The sequence below is a fragment of the Janthinobacterium sp. NKUCC08_JDC genome (assembly GCF_019345575.1).
Lineage (GTDB): Bacteria > Pseudomonadota > Gammaproteobacteria > Burkholderiales > Burkholderiaceae_D > Janthinobacterium > Janthinobacterium aestuarii.
In genome coordinates, this window is sequence record NZ_JAHKQW010000014.1 from 56,203 (window position 1) to 71,698 (window position 15,496).

The 15,496-nt window shown below is 64.6% G+C and carries 16 protein-coding genes; 4 read left to right on the top strand and 12 right to left on the bottom strand.

The features are described 5' to 3' along the window. Positions 1-204 precede the first annotated feature (204 nt). Both KO538_RS24350 and KO538_RS24355 read right to left on the bottom strand, forming a co-directional pair. The gene (locus tag KO538_RS24350; RefSeq protein ID WP_219329911.1) at positions 205-693 is read right to left on the bottom strand and encodes a tetratricopeptide repeat protein; all 489 of its coding nucleotides are present in this window, start codon (positions 691-693) and stop codon (positions 205-207) included. Further along, entirely contained in the window at positions 690-2,720 is a 2,031-nt protein-coding gene (locus KO538_RS24355) for a bifunctional 2',3'-cyclic-nucleotide 2'-phosphodiesterase/3'-nucleotidase (RefSeq protein WP_219329912.1), read from the bottom strand. Before KO538_RS24355 ends, KO538_RS24350 begins: the two co-directional genes overlap by 4 nt. Positions 2,721-2,811: 91 nt before the next feature. Between KO538_RS24355 and KO538_RS24360 the strand changes: the two genes are divergently transcribed. The 4 genes from KO538_RS24360 (at position 2,812) to lysS (ending at position 6,273) form a co-directional block, all read left to right on the top strand. Further along, complete coding sequence (locus KO538_RS24360) at positions 2,812-3,006, top strand: hypothetical protein (protein WP_070304980.1); 195 nt, start codon at positions 2,812-2,814, stop codon at positions 3,004-3,006. Next, a protein-coding gene (gene prfB / locus KO538_RS24365) for a peptide chain release factor 2 (RefSeq protein WP_115057524.1) occupies positions 2,923-4,027 on the top strand; the annotation gives its coding sequence in 2 pieces (ribosomal slippage) (positions 2,923-3,003 and positions 3,005-4,027; 1,104 coding nt in all). The genes KO538_RS24360 and prfB overlap by 84 nt, the downstream gene beginning before the upstream one ends. Positions 4,028-4,029: 2 nt before the next feature. After that, complete coding sequence (locus KO538_RS24370) at positions 4,030-4,725, top strand: HAD family phosphatase (RefSeq protein ID WP_219329913.1); 696 nt, start codon at positions 4,030-4,032, stop codon at positions 4,723-4,725. Positions 4,726-4,743: 18 nt separating this feature from the next. Then, the gene (lysS, locus tag KO538_RS24375; protein WP_219329914.1) at positions 4,744-6,273 is read left to right on the top strand and encodes a lysine--tRNA ligase; all 1,530 of its coding nucleotides are present in this window, start codon (positions 4,744-4,746) and stop codon (positions 6,271-6,273) included. Between the two features lie 70 nt (positions 6,274-6,343). On the opposite strand, the gene KO538_RS24380 is transcribed toward lysS, so the two are convergent. The 10 genes from KO538_RS24380 to KO538_RS24425 form a co-directional block, all read right to left on the bottom strand. Further along, positions 6,344-7,345, bottom strand: a complete 1,002-nt coding sequence (locus tag KO538_RS24380) for a Gfo/Idh/MocA family protein (protein WP_219329915.1) — start codon at positions 7,343-7,345, stop codon at positions 6,344-6,346. 12 nt (positions 7,346-7,357) lie between these two features. After that, a complete protein-coding gene (locus KO538_RS24385; protein WP_257620554.1) occupies positions 7,358-8,356 on the bottom strand; it encodes a porin in 999 nt (332 codons plus the stop codon). A 58-nt stretch (positions 8,357-8,414) separates the two neighbouring features. Then, positions 8,415-9,374, bottom strand: a complete 960-nt coding sequence (locus KO538_RS24390) for a D-glycerate dehydrogenase (protein ID WP_219329917.1) — start codon at positions 9,372-9,374, stop codon at positions 8,415-8,417. Positions 9,375-9,394: 20 nt separating this feature from the next. Further along, on the bottom strand, positions 9,395-10,342 hold the full coding sequence (locus KO538_RS24395; RefSeq protein ID WP_307788926.1) for a sugar kinase: 948 nt from the start codon (positions 10,340-10,342) through the stop codon (positions 9,395-9,397). Then, the gene (locus KO538_RS24400; protein ID WP_219329918.1) at positions 10,339-11,085 is read right to left on the bottom strand and encodes a sugar phosphate isomerase/epimerase; all 747 of its coding nucleotides are present in this window, start codon (positions 11,083-11,085) and stop codon (positions 10,339-10,341) included. Before KO538_RS24400 ends, KO538_RS24395 begins: the two co-directional genes overlap by 4 nt. Beyond that, entirely contained in the window at positions 11,082-11,816 is a 735-nt protein-coding gene (locus tag KO538_RS24405) for an amino acid ABC transporter ATP-binding protein (RefSeq protein ID WP_034755389.1), read from the bottom strand. The genes KO538_RS24400 and KO538_RS24405 overlap by 4 nt, the downstream gene beginning before the upstream one ends. After that, entirely contained in the window at positions 11,803-12,453 is a 651-nt protein-coding gene (locus KO538_RS24410) for an amino acid ABC transporter permease (RefSeq protein ID WP_034755387.1), read from the bottom strand. The genes KO538_RS24405 and KO538_RS24410 overlap by 14 nt, the downstream gene beginning before the upstream one ends. Before the next feature lies 1 nt (position 12,454). After that, entirely contained in the window at positions 12,455-13,147 is a 693-nt protein-coding gene (locus tag KO538_RS24415; RefSeq protein WP_070304996.1) for an amino acid ABC transporter permease, read from the bottom strand. 90 nt (positions 13,148-13,237) lie between these two features. Further along, positions 13,238-14,035 (bottom strand): transporter substrate-binding domain-containing protein, encoded by a 798-nt coding sequence (locus KO538_RS24420; protein ID WP_374106883.1) that lies wholly within the window; start codon positions 14,033-14,035, stop codon positions 13,238-13,240. A gap of 232 nt (positions 14,036-14,267) precedes the next feature. Beyond that, positions 14,268-15,317, bottom strand: coding sequence for a LacI family DNA-binding transcriptional regulator (locus KO538_RS24425; RefSeq protein ID WP_219329920.1), 1,050 nt, complete (start codon positions 15,315-15,317; stop codon positions 14,268-14,270). Positions 15,318-15,496: the final 179 nt, after the last annotated feature.

Consider the following 15,496-nt stretch of genomic DNA (forward strand, 5'->3'; position numbering starts at 1 on the left):
CATGCGCCATTTTCTTGGGCAAGGACGGCACAACGTTTCGGCGCTGCTTGAACATTGTTTTCTGTTGGCGAATCATTTGACTTTGCACTCGGGCTCCCGGAATTATCGAGTTATTAAAAAAACCACATGACATAGTGCCACATAATTTTATAAAAAAGCCAATAAGTACCGTCAAATGACAAACACGGATAGCCAGCGGTGCTCTCAGGGCTCGCCAGCCCGATGCCCCATCGCATGCGTCGCCATCTTCAGATACAGGAACGACTGCTCCTCGTTGTGCGCATAACCCATCTGCCCTTCGGCCAGGGCCACGGATTTCTGCTGCAGCGCTTCCGGGTAGTCGAGGTCGCAGGCGGCGTCGAGCCAGTAACGCGCCCGCACCTCATCGCTGTCCAGCAGCATGTTCGCCACGATGAACATGGCCGGCGCCACGCCGCGCTGCGCTGCCAGTTCCAGCCAGCGCAGCGCGGCGGCGCCGTCTTGCGGGCCGCCCATGCCGTTCTTGTGCATCAGGCCCAGGTAGTATGCGGCCGGGCCGCTGCCCTGCCCCGCGGCCTGCTCGAACAGGGCGCGCGCCTGCGGCTGGCTCGCTTGTCCCACGCGCATCAGGACCTTGGCCTGCCCCGTGACATCGGGCGCAGCCACAACGGGCGACGCCAGCGCGGTGGCCAGCAGCAAGTTTGCCAGCATCATTTCGACAGGTCGAGCTGGTACAGCGCAAAGCCCTTGCCAGCGCCGTCGTCAAGCTTCAGCTGCGTGACGTTGTCGATGCCGGCCGCTTTCGCCAGGTCGATCACGTTTGGCGCCGAGTGGAAAACCACGGGGCCTTTCGTAGCCACCTTGGCGAAGCGCCAGCTGCGCGCCGAGCCGTTTTTCGCGCGTGTCAGGTTTTTCTGCTGCGTGACGTAAGCGATCAGCAGTTCGCGGTTGTTGTCGGGCGAAGCCGCCACCGTCTTGCTGCCGTCCAGGCCAGGGAAATTGCCGCCGCCGCTGGCGCGGTAGTTATTCGTCGCGATCAAAAATTCCTGGCTGGCGTCCACCGGTTTGCCCTTGTAGCTGAGGCCCTTGATGCGCTGGCCGGGCTTTTGCGTGACGTCGATCTGGTAGCGCACGTCGGCGCTGGTGATCGCGTCGAAGTTGTAGCTCGGATGGGCCGTATTGACCAATTCCTGCGCTTCCAGCTTGTTCGGGTCGATGGTATTGAAGCGCTGCGCCGACTGTTCCAGCCAGGCTTTCAGGTCCGCGCCATTCATCTTCACGCCGTACAGCGCGTTCGGGTACAGGTACAAATCAGCCGCGTTATTGAGCGCCACATTGCCCGCCTTGACGTCCGTGTAGTCGGACACGCCGGCCGAGCCGCTCTTGAACGGCGACGACATCGACAGCACGGGCAGGTGCGCGTACTGCGGCAGGTTCGCTTTGACGTAGGCAGCCAGATAGCCGGTTTGCGCCTGGTTCACCACCTCGATGGCGCTCACGTCGCCCACGTCGGCAAAATACGTCGACATGCGGAAGTCCGTGGCGCCCACGGGCGTCTGCACGTAGGCAATCGTCGCCGCGTGTTCCTCGGCCACCAGCTTGGCGATGGCCGCATCGGGCTGGACGTAACTCTTGTCCGCGTTCTGGATGCCGCGCGCTTCCACCGTCGTGGCGCTCTTGTCGACGACCCACTGCTTGCCGTCATGGCGCAGCGCGAGGCCGATCACACCCAGGTGCTTGCCCCACAAATTGGCCATCACGGTGGGTACGCCATTGACCAATCCCCTGACCTTGTCGACACCCGGCAAATTAAACTGCGGCACCGTGCTGGCCGCGTTCGGGAACAGCTGGTGCGAGTGGCCGATCAGCATGGCGTCCACGCCCGGCACTTGCGACAGGTAGTAATTGCCGTTTTCCATGGTCGGCGAATACGGGCTGTCATCGAGGCCGCCGTGCGAAATGGCCACCACCAGTTCGGCGCCCTTGGCGCGCATCTCGGGGATGAATTTTTCCGCCGTCTCGCGCACGCCCTGCGTATAGACGCGCCCTTCGAGCCAGCGCTTGTCCCAGGCCATGATGGTGGGCGGCGCAAAGCTGATGATGCCCACCTTCACACTGCTCGTCACGGGCTTGCCATCGGGGCCGGTTGCCGTGATCTGCTTGGCTATGATGTGGTATGGCGCAAACAGGGGCTTGCCCGTCTTGACGCTGTAGACGTTGGCCAGCACTTGCGGGAACGCGGGGCCGGCGCAGCGCGGTTTGCCGGCGTCGACGCTGTCGACGTCGAAGCGGTTGCCCGTCACCTGGCTCAGGAACGCCAGGCCGTAGTTGAATTCATGGTTGCCGATGCCGCCGCCATCCACTTTCAACAGGTTCATGGCCTTGTAGATGGCCAGGGTCTGGTCGCAGGCCAGCGGTTTCACGAGGGCTTGATAGTCGGCCAGCGCCGTGCCTTGGATGGTGTCGCCGTTGTCGAGCAGGAGATTGTTCGGGAACTGCGCGCGCGCCTGGGCGATCAGGGCCGCCGTGCGTTCCAGACCGATCGACGGCTCCGCCTGCAGCTTGTAGTAATCATAACTAAGCACATTCGCGTGCAAGTCCGTCGTCTCGAGCAGGGCCAGGGTGGCGCTGCTGCCGGCCGGCGCGGCCAGCGGCTGGACTGGTCCGGGGGCGGCGGGCGGCAAAGTGCCGCAGCCGGCCAGCAGCAACGGTAACAGGGCAAGACGGGGAGATTGAAGCATGATGTATTCCTGTGGAAAGACAATATCGCCAGCATCATACGCAGCACGGCAGCCCCTATCAAGGCAAAAATATTGTCGAAAATACAGCGAAATGATGATTTTATTGCCCTGTGCGGCATCGATTCGGCGCCCCCGGCATCAGAAACGCGCCGCGCTCGCGTATAATTCAGGGTTTGATTTCACCATAGAAGACCAGAACATTATGGAAGCCGAACGCATCAATATCATCTCCGCCCTGCTCAACGACCTGACGGTCCGCGAAGCCGAACTTCGGAGGTATCTTTGACTTCACTGTCAAGTCGGAGAAACTAGAGCAAGTCAACGAAGAACTGGAAGATCCTACCGTCTGGAACGATCCCAAGCGCGCCCAGGACCTCGGTAAAGAGAAGAAGGCGCTGGAAGCCATCGTCTTCACCCTGGCCAAGGCCGATGCCGACCTGCGCGACACCCGCGACCTGTTCGACATGGCCCGCGAAGAAGGCGACGACGACACGCTCGAAGCGATCGAGCAGGACGTGCAGGAAATCCGCAAGGTCATCGAAAGCATGGAATTCCGCCGGATGTTCAACAATCCGATGGACCCGAACAACTGCTTCATCGACATCCAGGCCGGTGCCGGCGGTACGGAAGCCCAGGACTGGGCCTCGATGCTGCTGCGCCAGTACCTGCGCTATTGCGAACGCAAGGGCTTCAAGGTCGAAATCCTCGAGCAGTCCGACGGCGAGGTAGCCGGCATCAAGACGGCCACCCTGAAGGTCGAGGGCGATCACGCCTACGGCTTCCTGCGCACGGAAACGGGCGTGCACCGCCTGGTGCGCAAGTCGCCGTTCGACTCGGCCAACGGCCGCCATACGTCGTTTACGTCGCTGTTCGTGTATCCGGAAGTCGACGATTCGATCGAAATCGACGTCAACCCGGCCGACATCCGCGTCGATACCTACCGCGCGTCGGGCGCCGGCGGTCAGCACATCAACAAGACCGACTCCGCCGTCCGCATGACCCACGCGCCGACCGGTATCGTGGTGCAGTGCCAGAACGACCGTTCGCAGCACCGCAACCGCGCCGAAGCGATGGAAATGCTGAAAGCGAAGCTGTACGAACATGAACTGCGCAAGCGCATGAGCGAACAGCAAAAGCTGGAAGACTCGAAGACGGACGTGGGCTGGGGTCACCAGATCCGCTCCTACGTGCTGGACCAGTCCCGCATCAAGGACTTGCGCACCGGTTTCGAGACGGGCAATACCAAGGGCGTGCTCGATGGCGACATCGACGACTTCATTTCCGCCTCGCTCAAGCAAGGCGTATAAGGATGAACGCACCCGCTCCAGCGCAGCGCGCCTTCCTGTTCGACATGGATGGCACGATCGTCGACAACATGGCCTTCCACACGACATCGTGGCTGGCGTTCTTTGAACGCCACGGCCATGCGCTGGATGCGGACGCCTTTTTCCGCGACACGGCAGGACGGCAAGGACACGAAATCATCGCCAAGTACCTGGGCGAGGATGCCGACCACGTCACCCTGCTGGCTGAAAAGGAAGTCGTCTATCGCGAACTATATGGCCCGCACCTGGCGACAGTCGCCGGTTTCGACCAACTGATTGCCAGCGCGCGCCAGGCTGGCGTGGGACTGGTGGTCGGGACGGCAGCACCGGCCGAGAACATCGCGTTCACGCTCGACGGCCTGGACCTGCGCCACCGCTTCGACGCCATCGTCGGCGCCGCCGACGTGGAACGGGGCAAGCCGCACCCGGACGTTTTCCTGAAAGGCGCGCTGCTGGCCGGCGCGCAGCCGCACAACTGCATCGTCTTTGAAGACGCGCCCCTGGGCGTGGAAGCGGCCCGCCGTGCCGGCATGCGCGTCGTGGTGCTCACCACCACCCTGCCGGCCGAGGCGTTTGCCGCCTTCGACAACGTCATTGCCATCGTGCCGGATTTCTCCGCACTCGACGTCGACGCACTGTTTGCCAGCGTGGCGCCAGCGCTGGCACCACATCATCAATAATCACCAACGAAGAACACCATGACTACGGATATCCAAGAACAAGCCGCCGCACCCGATGAAAACAAGATCATCGCCGAGCGCCGCGTCAAGCTGGCAGCACTGCGCGAACAAGGCGTCGCCTTCCCGAACGATTTCCGCCCCGAGCACAAGGCGGCCGATCTGCACGCGCAATACGGCGGCAAGACGCGCGAAGAGCTGGAAGCCGAACCTGTCACCGTGGTACTGGCCGGCCGCATGATGCTCAAGCGCGAAGCGGGCAAGAAAGCCGCTTTCGCCACCCTGCAAGACGCTTCCGGCCCGAAGGCCGACGGCCGCATCCAGATCTACGCCACCTTGGACCTGACCGGCGAAGCGGCCATGGCCGCGCTGCACCACTATGACCTGGGCGATATCCTGGGCGTGCAAGGCACCTTGTTCAAGACCAAGACGGACGAGCTGACCATCAAGGTCACGGAACTGCGTCTGATCACCAAGTCGCTGCGCCCGCTGCCGGACAAATTCCACGGCCTGGCCGACCAGGAAACGAAGTACCGCCAGCGCTACGTCGACCTGATCATGAACGAAGAGACGCGCCGCACCTTCAAGGCGCGTACCGCCGCCATCTCGTCGATCCGCCGCTTCATGGAAAAGAACGAGTTCATGGAAGTGGAAACGCCGATGCTGCACACGATCCCTGGCGGCGCGGCGGCCAAGCCATTCATCACGCACCACAATGCGCTCGACATGCAGATGTTCCTGCGCATCGCGCCCGAGCTGTACCTGAAGCGCCTGGTCGTGGGCGGCTTCGACCGTGTGTTCGAGATCAACCGCAACTTCCGCAACGAAGGCGTGTCGATCCGCCACAATCCGGAATTCACGATGATGGAATTCTACGCGGCCTACACCGACTACAAATGGCTGATGGACTTCACGGAAGCCGTCATCCGCCAGGCCGCCATCGACGCGCACGGCACCGCCACCCTGACCTACGGCGGCCGCGAGCTGGACCTGGCAAAACCGTTCCACCGCCTGACCATCGTCGAAGCGATCAACAAGTACGCGCCGGGCTACACGCCGGAGCAGTTGAACGATGCGGAATTCATCAAGGAAGAGCTGAAGAAATTCGGCGTCAAGCCATTCGCCACGGCCGGCCTGGGCGCGCTGCAACTGGCGCTGTTCGAAGAGACGGCTGAAGCGCAGCTGTGGGAACCGACCTACATCATCGACTACCCGGTCGAAGTGTCGCCACTGGCGCGCGCTTCCGACACGGTGGCAGGCATCACCGAACGCTTCGAGCTGTTCATGGTGGGCCGCGAAATCGCCAACGGCTTCTCCGAGTTGAACGACGCGGAAGACCAGTCGGCCCGCTTCCTGGCACAAGTGGCCGCCAAGGACGCAGGCGATGAAGAGGCGATGTTCTACGACGCCGACTACATCCGCGCGCTCGAGTACGGCATGCCGCCAGCCGGCGGCTGCGGCATCGGCATCGACCGCCTGATGATGATCATCACGGATTCGCCGAACATCCGCGACGTCCTGCTGTTCCCGCATTTACGCCGCGAAGAGTAATCACGGACGCAAGCCGATAAAAAGCCGCCTGATTTTGCGATCAGGCGGCTTTTTTACGTCTGCGGCCGTGTCAGCCGGCCAGGGTCACGCGCTGGTGGCTGCGGCTGGCCTGCTGCGCCGCCAATGCCGTGGCCAGCGCGCGCATGCCGTCGTCACCGGTGGCGGCCGGCTGTCCTTCGCCGCGCATGGCGCGCTGGAAGGCGCGCACCGAGCGCACGTACAGGTTTTCATGCTCGACGGGGATATCGATGCTGCCGCCGTCGCGCGTCAGGCTGATGGTGCCGACGGGGCGCTGCGTCATCACGCCGGTGGCGAAGATGGTGCCCTTGGTGCCGATGATTTCCACTCCGGACAGCGAATGCGGCGCGTTGAACGCGTCGTGCACCTGCACCAGGGCGCCGTTGTCGAACTCGATGACCGCCATCAGCCCCTCTTCCAGCCCGGCCACCGTCATGCCGCCGCTGGTGGCGCAAGCCGTGACGTGGCGCGGTTCCGCGTCGAGCAGGAAGCGCAAGGTATCGACATCGTGCACGAACATGTCGAGCGTGACGCCGCCCGACTCGGGCGCGTCCAGGCGCCAGCCGCGCAGGTGCTGCGGCAGATTGTTCGCGTGCAGCACGCGGCCATACAGGGGCTGGCCGATCTCGCCCGCGCGTATCAGCTCGCGCACCTTGCCGTGGCTGGCCGCGTTGCGCAGGTGGTGGTTAATTCCCAGCACCACGCCCGCTTCGGCGCAGCCATCGACCATGCGGCGGGCGTCTTCCAGGTTCAGCGCCAGCGGCTTTTCGCACAGCACGTGCTTGCCCGCGTGCGCCGCCTGCAAGGTCTGCGCCATGTGCAGCTCGTTGGTGGTGCTGATGTACACGGCGTCCGCGCCCGGATGCGCGAGCGCCGCATCGAGGTCCGTATAGCTGGCGGCGATGCCGAATTGCTCGGCAAAGGCGGCGCCGCGCGCGGCATCGCGGCTGACCACGGCCAGCACTTCGGCATCGCCCTGCTGGCGGATCGCGTCGACCATCCATTCGCGCGCCACGGTGCTGGCGCCGACCAGTATCCATCCGGTTTTCTTCATTCGATTCTCCCGTTAAAAAGTGTGGCGCAGGCCCAGGTTCCAGGCCTGGTTGCCGGTGCCGTTGTCGGTGGCGTTGCCCACCACATAGGCGGCGCCGTTGCGGTTGTCGATATGCGCGTAGGCCGCGTACAGGGTACTGCGCTTCGACAGCGCATAGGTGTAGCCGATGCCGATCTGCGTAGCGTCGCCGTTGGCGGCGCGCCTGTCGTCGCGCCGCACGTACGAGAACAGGACTCTGTGCGGCCCGACAGGCACCGTGGCGCCCAGCATCAGGTCCGCGCTGTCGACCGTGGTGGCGGCGCCCGCCGTGCTTTTGCTGACGGCGACGGCACCATGCGCCTTGACCACGCCGAAGTCCCAGGTGGCGCCCAGCACCGTGTTCCTCGCCCTGCCCGCCACCAGCGCGGTCGACAGCGTATTGGCGTCCTGGTGCGCCATGCGCACATACAACGGCCCGCTGGCATAGGTGGCCGCCGCGCCTGCGTAGCGTTTGGCCGAGGCGTCGCCCGGTACTTCACCGAAGCCGTACGCCAGTTCGCCGGAGAGTCCCCCGCGCACGGGCGAGCTGTAGGTGATGCTGTTATCGACCCGGCTGATGTAGCCGGCCATGAAGACATTGCTTATCCTGCCCGCAAAACCCAGGTAAAACGGGTCCAGCGCCCCGAGGCTGCTGTCGATGAACGTGTACTGGCGGCCCAGCCGCAGCGTGCCCGCCGCGCTGGCGAGGCCGACGAAGGCCTGGCGTCCGAACAGCAGGCCGCCCTGGGCCGATGCGCCCGTGTCGGCCAGGATGCCCGCATCAAACGTAAATATCGCCGTCATGCCGCCGCCCAGGTCTTCGCTGCCCTTGAAACCGAGCCGCGAGCCGTTGGCGATGCCGCTCGTCAGCTTGAGCACCCTGCCACCGGAGCCGCCATTCTCGGACACCACGCCCAGGTCCGCGATGCCATACATGGTCACGTTCGACTGCGCGCTACACAGGCCGCCGCAGGCCCCGGCACCGATGATCATTGCCCTTGCTACCTTGTTCTTCATTTTTTCCCTGTCTGTCTTTTTATCGATACTGTTCTTAGCCGACCAAGTGGCGCGGACGCTCGCCGCGCAAGCCGGCCAGCAGGTTGTCCACGGCCTGCTGCGCCATGGCGTAGCGCGTTTCGTGCGTGGCCGAGCCGATATGCGGCAGCGCCACCACGTTGGCCATGTGCGGCAGCGGATTGTCCGGCGCCAGCGGTTCGCGCTCGAACACGTCGAGACCGGCGCCGTGGATGGCGCCCTGCCGCAGCGCCTCGATCAGCGCCGCCTCGTCGACGATGCGACCGCGCGAGCCGTTGATGAAGATGGCGCCGGGGCGCATCAGCGCGAACTCGCGCCGGCCCATCATGCGTTCCGTCTGCGCCGTCAGCGGCAGCACCACGCAGACGAAATCGGAACCGGCCAGCAAGTCGTCGAGCGCCACCTGGCGCGCGCCCAGGGCCGCTTCCACTTCCGGCACCGCCTCGCCATTCACGTACAGCACCTGCATGCCGAAGCCCAGCGCGGCACGGCGGGCGACGGCGCGGCCGATGCGGCCCATGCCCAGCATGCCGATGGTCTTGCCGTGCACATTGACTCCGTACTGGCTCTCGCCCACGCTGCACGTCCAGCGTCCGGCCTTGACGAATTCGGCCAGTTCGACGACTCTCCGCGCGCTGGCGAGGATCAGCGCGAAGATCGTGTCGGCCGTCGTTTCCGTCAGCACGTCCGGTGTATTGGCCAGCAAGATGCCCCGTTCGCGCAGGTAATCGACGTCGAACTGGTCGACGCCCACGGAAATGGTGGAAATGATGCGCAGGTCGACGGCCGGGTCCAGCAGTTCGCGGTCCAGGCGCACGCTGGCGCCCAGCAAGCCGTGCGCGCTGCGGATGGCGGCGGCGAACGCGGCGCGGTTGCCCGCGTCGATCGCCTCGAAATACGTCACATCGCATTCGGCGCGCAGGCGCGCCAGCAGCGGCTCGGCCAGCTTTTTATAGACAACCACATGTTTTTTCACGAGTGTTTCCCCTGTACGGTTCAAGATGGGACCAGCGCGTCGAGCTGGGCGCGGGTCGGCAAGCCTTCCATGTCGCCGGCCACCTGGATGGCGAAGGCGCCGACCCGGTTGCCGCGCCCTACCGCCTGCGCCAGCGGCAAGCCTTCCAGCAAGGCGCTGACCAGGCCCGCCGCGAAGCCGTCGCCGGCGCCCACCGTGTCGACCACGTTGGCCACGCGCTCGCCCGCCACCATGCCGCTGTCGCCCTCGGCCGTGCGGTAATAGGCGCCCTCGGCGCCCAGCTTGATGACCACGAGGCGCGCGCCCTGCTGCAGATAAAAGCCGGCGACGTCGTGTGGCAGATCGTGGCCGGTGAGGATTTTTCCCTCCCCCAGGCCGGGAAGCACCCAGTCCGCCTTGGCGGCGAGGCGGTTGATCTGTTCGACCATGACGGCTTTCGACGGCCACAGCGAGGGGCGCAGGTTCGGGTCGAACGACACGGTGCGGCCGTTGGCGCGCATGAAGTCAAGCGCCTGGCTGGCGAACGCCAGGCTGGTCTCGGACAGCGCCGCGGCCACACCCGTGGCGTGCAAGTGGCGCGCGGACAGGAAATAGGCGGGGTCGAAGTGTTCGGGCGCCAGCCGGCTGGCGGCGGAACCCTTGCGGAAGTATTCGACCAGCGGATCGGCGCCGTTCTCGGCCTTCTCCTTGAGCAGGAAACCGCTGGACTGGCCGGCGACGGCGACGACCCGGCTGCAATCGACGCCCTCGGCCTGCACGCTGGCGCGGATGAAGCGGCCGAACGAGTCGTCGCCCACGCGGCTCAGCCAGCCAACTTTCAAGCCCAGGCGCGCCAGGCCGATGGCGACATTCGTCTCGGCGCCGGCCAGGCGGCGCGTGAAGTGCGCCACGGTCGCCAGGTCGCCCGTTTGCTCGGCAACGAACATCGCCATCGCTTCGCCATAGGTAACAACGTCAAGCTTCATCATGCAGCCTCCAGTATCTGAATATAGCGGCCCGTTTCGGCCACCAGGTCGGCGCCCTCGAGCGGGAATTCGATGGCCCGCTGCACGCCCGGCGTAAAGTGCGCGAAGACGGCGCGCCAGGATGGATCGGCGTCGGAAACGGCGCAGGCGGACAGCCGGCCCCCGTCGTCCAGGACCGCCTTGCAATGCACGTAGCGCACGTACGGCGCCAGCAGGCGCGCCGCCTGCTGCGCGTCCTCGCCCACCCAGCGCCAGTTGCCGATGTCGAAGGTCAGCCCCACGGGCAGCCCGATGTCGTGCGCCGCCGCCAGGAAGCGCGCCATCGTCGCCAGTTTGCCGCCATGGGCCGTCTGGTCGTTTTCCACCAGCAGCGCCACGGGCGCGGCCTCCAGCTGCGCCTTCAAGGCCGGCAAGTCCGGCGCGGCCGGGTAATGGCCCAGCGACACCTTCAGGTAGCGCGCGCCCAGGCGCGCCGCCTCGTCCAGCATCTGCCGCAGCAGTTCGTGCTGCAACCGCCCGTCCGCATCCCACAATTCGATGGGCGTGGAATACACGCAGTACAGGCCGCGCGCAGCCACCGCCGCGCCCATGCGCGCCAGGTCCGGCAAGTCGGACGTGAACAGTTCGCGGCGGATCTCGATGCCGGCACCGCCCGCATCGGCCACCACGTCGATGAAATGGCTTTGCCCCAGCTGCCTTACCCTGCTTGCGCCGTAGGCCGACGCCGCCACCAGGACGGGGCTCACTTGATCGCTCCCGCGCCGACGAACTGGCGCGCTTCGGGCGTTTGCGGGTTGCTGAAGAAGGCTTCCGACGGCCCGCTTTCCCACACCAATCCCTGGTGCATGAAGACGGTGACGTCGGCCATGCGCCGGGCGAACTCCATCTCGTGCGTCACCAAGAGCATGGTCATGCCCGCCTGCGCCAGCTCTTCCATCACCTTCAGCACTTCCTGCGTCAGTTCCGGGTCGAGCGCCGACGTCACTTCGTCGAACAGCATCACTTGCGGTTCCATCGCCAGCGAACGGGCGATCGCCACGCGCTGCTGCTGACCGCCCGACAGCTGCTCGGGATAGGCTTCGCGCTTGTGGTCCAGACCCACCTGCTTGAGCACGCGCAGCGCCGTGGCACGGCCCTGCGCATCGGGCACCTTCTTGACGATGCGCGGCGCCAGCATGACGTTTTCTTCCACGGTCAGGTGGGGGAACAGGTTGTAGCTCTGGAAGACCATGCCGACATCCTTGCGCAAGTCGAGCAGGTGTTCCTGGCGCGCCGTCAGCGTGTGGCCGGCCACGACGATGCTGCCGCTGTCGATGGTTTCCAGGCCGTTGATACAGCGCAGCATGGTGCTCTTGCCGGAGCCGCTGCGGCCGATCACGGCGATCACCTGGCCCCGCTCGACGGCGAACGACACGCCCTTGAGCACGTGATTGGCGCCGAAGCTCTTGCTGATATTGTCGATTTCAACGATGGGCATGGAATTTCCTTTCCAGTGAATGGCTGTAGCGCGACAGCGGATAGCACATCGCGAAGTAGATCAGGGCGACGATGGGGAAAACGATGAACGGCAGGAAGGTCGCATTGCTGACCAGTTGCCCTGCCCGCGTCAGTTCCACCACGCCGATGATCGAGGTAATCGAAGTGTTCTTGATGATCTGCACCATGAAGCCCACCGTCGGCGGCAGCGAATGGCGCAGCGCCTGCGGCAGGATGACGTAGCGCAGCTGCTGGTAGCGGTTCAACGCCAGCGCGGCCGATGCTTCCCACTGCTGCCGCTGCACGCCTTCGATGCAGCCGCGCCAGATCTCGCCCAGGTAGGCGCTGGCGAAGATCGTCATCGCCGCGCCGGCCGCGATGACCGGCGACAGCTTGTAGCCGAACAGGGCCAGCCCGTAATAGGTGAGGAACAGCACGATCAGCACGGGCGTGCCCTGGACCAGCTGGATGTACAGGGCGCTGATGAAACGCAGGAACGGGCTGCGCGCCGTGCGCAGCAGCGCCACTGCGAAGCCGGCGATGCCGCCCGTGATGAAGACGATCAGCGACAGGCCGATGGTCCAGCGCGTGGCCTCGAGCAGGAATTGCAGGTTATCCCAGGAAAAATCACTGATCATGTCATGCTCCCATGCGCACCGCGCCCAGACGGCGGCGGCGTTTGAAGACGATCTGGCCCAGCACCCAGAAGCTGAAGCGGAACAGCAGAGCCAGCAGGATGTACAGCACCATCACGACGATGTAGATCTCGAAGCTGCGGAAGGTTTCCGAGTCGAGCAGGTGCGCGGCGGCAGTCAGCTCTTCGGCGGAAATGGCCGACACGACGCTCGAGGCCAGCATCATCAAGGTGAACTGGCTGGCCAGCGCCGGATAGACTTTTTCCAGCGCCGGCAGCAGCACCACGTGGCGCATCACCTGCCAGCGCGTCATGCCCAGCGCCTGCGCTGCTTCCAGCTGCGACGGGTGCACGGCGCCGATGCCGGCGCGCACGATTTCCGCCGCATAGGCGCCCAGGTTGACCGTCATGGCGACGAGCGCGGCGCCGTTCGCGTCGAGCTGCAGGCCCAGCGACGGCAAGCCGAAGTAGATGATGAACAGCTGCACCAGGAACGGCGTGCTGCGGATGATCTCGACATAGGCGCGCACCACCGCGCGGGCATAGGCGGGACCGTTCTTCAGGATGACGGCGGCGCACACGCCCACCGCCAGCCCCAGCACCATGGACAGGGCGCTCAGGCGTATCGTCAGCGCCGCGCCCCACAACAGGCGGTCCAGCGATTGCATGACGAGTTCGAAATGAAATTCATACGGCATACTCAACTCCTTTCTACGTGTGCGTCCCCGGTCGCGCCACCGTGACGGCGCGCCGTGCGGACGAGCACTATCGCTGTGCGGGTTGCGGTATCAGAAGGTCGGCAGCGCCGGCAGCGGCGCGCCGCTCCACTTGCGCGCGATGGCGTCGAGTTCGCCGTTCAGCTTGACGTAGTAGATGAAGTTGTTGAGCCACTGGTGCAGCTCGAAGTCGCCGCGGCGCACCGCCATCGAGTTCGGTTGCAGCGAGTAGGAAAAGCGGACCTCGATCTTGCCCGCGCCGCGCGTCTTGATGATGTCGAGCGCCATCGTGCTGGGAATCGAGACGGCGTCGACCTGCTTGCTGAGCAAAGCCTGGGTGACGGTGGCGTCATCCTCGAAACGCACGATGCTGGTGCCGGCCGGCGCCATGCGGCTCAGCGCCGTGTCATTCGTGGTGCCGCGCGTCACGCCCACCTTCTTGCCCTTCAAGTCGGCCAGGGCCTTGAATTTTCCGCCGACCGGCGCGACGATGGCCAGCTCGAACGCGCTATAGGGCATGGTGAACATCAGGGTCTTGGCCCGTTCCGGCGTGGGCGCCAGGGTCGCCACGAGGAAGTCGACCTTGCCCGACTCGAGCGATGGCACGCGCGACGGCGCCGTCAGCGGGACGATTTCCACGGGCAGGTTCAGGTATTTGCCGATCAGGTTGGCCACATCGACGTCATAGCCGACGGGCACGCCCTTGGCGTCGATGCTGCCAAACGGCGGCGTGCCGCTGACCACGCCGATGGTCAGCTTGCCCTTCTTGATCAGGTCGCCAAGCGTCTGGGCGCCGGCGTCGGCGGCCGCACCGAGGGCGCACGTTGCTGCCAGTGCGCAGGCCACGAATTTCGCGTAAAACAGTGTCATCATCTTCATGCTCAGTCTCCTGTGATCCCGGTACCGGCCTCGTCGAGGCACTTCCGGGAATATTGTCAAATGGACGATTTATTTCGTCTCTTGCCGTGTCGTTTCAACTTATTTTCAAGCTCCTGCCAACCATTGCCCTGCCTGTCTATCCATGCCCCTTTCCTGGCTGAATACAATCTATGAAACCGGTTCCATAGCCTTCCCAAAAAAAAGGGCAAGGCCCTCTTCCCCGTCAGTCGCCGCCCCGGGTGGAGTTGCGCACAATCAGCTTGCCTGGCAACAGCACCTCGCGCGGCGGGCACTGCTCGCCCTGCAGGCGCGACAGCATGCACGTCATCGCCGAAAAGCCGATCTCGTACGTCTGCTGCTCGATCGTGCTCAGGCCCGCCAGCGGCGACCATGGCAATTCGTCAAAGCCCAGCAAGCCCACGTCCTGCGGCATGCGCAATGCGAGGCGCTGCAGCATCAGCGCCAGTTCCAGCGCCACCATGCCGTTCGAGGCCAGCAGCGCCACCCGGCGGCCGCGCCATTGCGCCAGGCATAGACGCACCTGCGCGTCAATGGCGGGCCTGTCGTCCAGGTCCACCGCCAGTACTTCGCCCACGCAGCCCGGATGCTCGGCCATCACGGACTGGAAACCGTCGGCGCGCATCAGGCGCGAACTGACGCCCGTCAAGGGCGGCGCGACAAAGGCGATGGCGTCGAAACCCTGCTCGATCAGGTGCGCGGTGGCCAGCCGGCCCGCCTGCACATTGTCCAGGCCCACCAGGTCGAAATCGGCGCCCTCGATGCGGCGGTCGACCAGCACGATGGGCATGTCCGCCTGCTGCAAGTCGGACGACTCGATATTGCGTCCCTGCGTGTTGACGATCAGCCCTTCCACGCTGTACGAGCGCAGCGCGGCAAGCGACTGGCGTTCGCGCTGTTCGTCATTGCCGGTATTACATAAAATCAGGGTATAGCCATGCTGCTGGCAAGCCGCTTCCACGCCTTGCAGCACGGCCACCGTGTAGGGATTGAGCATGTCCGCCACGACCATGCCGATCAACCGCGTGCGTCCCCGCTTGAGGCCGCGCGCCATCTGGTTCGGCTGGTAGCCGAGGCGCGCGATGGTGCTGGTGATCTGCTGGCGGATGTTCTCGGACAGCGCATCGAGTTCACCGCCGAGAAAGCGCGACACGCTCGTCTTCGACACGCCCGCCTCGCGCGCCACCTGGGCGATGGTCACGGGCCGCGCCGGCTCGCCGGAGACTGTTTTTTTATTGCCGCTTACTGAATCCAAGCTTGTTCTCCACTACCTGTTGACCTGCATATTTTTATTTTGGAACCGGTTCCAAAGATAGCACCCACGAATCGATGACGCAAGCGATTTGATTGCCTGTGGCGGCGAAGGAACAAGATGGGGGCATCAATATAATAAAGGCGCCGCACGCCCCCGGCAAACGCAGGGAGCGGGCGGCG

What these genes read in the sequence shown, in the direction of transcription:
- KO538_RS24350 (WP_219329911.1), bottom strand. Translation starts at nt 693, where the DNA reads ATGATGCTGGCAAACTTGCTGCTGGCCACCGCGCTGGCGTCGCCCGTT.
- KO538_RS24355 (WP_219329912.1), bottom strand. Translation starts at nt 2,720, where the DNA reads ATGCTTCAATCTCCCCGTCTTGCCCTGTTACCGTTGCTGCTGGCCGGC.
- KO538_RS24360 (WP_070304980.1), top strand. Translation starts at nt 2,812, where the DNA reads ATGATGATTTTATTGCCCTGTGCGGCATCGATTCGGCGCCCCCGGCAT.
- KO538_RS24370 (WP_219329913.1), top strand. Translation starts at nt 4,030, where the DNA reads ATGAACGCACCCGCTCCAGCGCAGCGCGCCTTCCTGTTCGACATGGAT.
- lysS (WP_219329914.1), top strand. Translation starts at nt 4,744, where the DNA reads ATGACTACGGATATCCAAGAACAAGCCGCCGCACCCGATGAAAACAAG.
- KO538_RS24380 (WP_219329915.1), bottom strand. Translation starts at nt 7,345, where the DNA reads ATGAAGAAAACCGGATGGATACTGGTCGGCGCCAGCACCGTGGCGCGC.
- KO538_RS24385 (WP_257620554.1), bottom strand. Translation starts at nt 8,356, where the DNA reads ATGATCATCGGTGCCGGGGCCTGCGGCGGCCTGTGTAGCGCGCAGTCG.
- KO538_RS24395 (WP_307788926.1), bottom strand. Translation starts at nt 10,342, where the DNA reads ATGATGAAGCTTGACGTTGTTACCTATGGCGAAGCGATGGCGATGTTC.
- KO538_RS24405 (WP_034755389.1), bottom strand. Translation starts at nt 11,816, where the DNA reads ATGCCCATCGTTGAAATCGACAATATCAGCAAGAGCTTCGGCGCCAAT.
- KO538_RS24410 (WP_034755387.1), bottom strand. Translation starts at nt 12,453, where the DNA reads ATGATCAGTGATTTTTCCTGGGATAACCTGCAATTCCTGCTCGAGGCC.
- KO538_RS24415 (WP_070304996.1), bottom strand. Translation starts at nt 13,147, where the DNA reads ATGCCGTATGAATTTCATTTCGAACTCGTCATGCAATCGCTGGACCGC.
- KO538_RS24420 (WP_374106883.1), bottom strand. Translation starts at nt 14,035, where the DNA reads ATGACACTGTTTTACGCGAAATTCGTGGCCTGCGCACTGGCAGCAACG.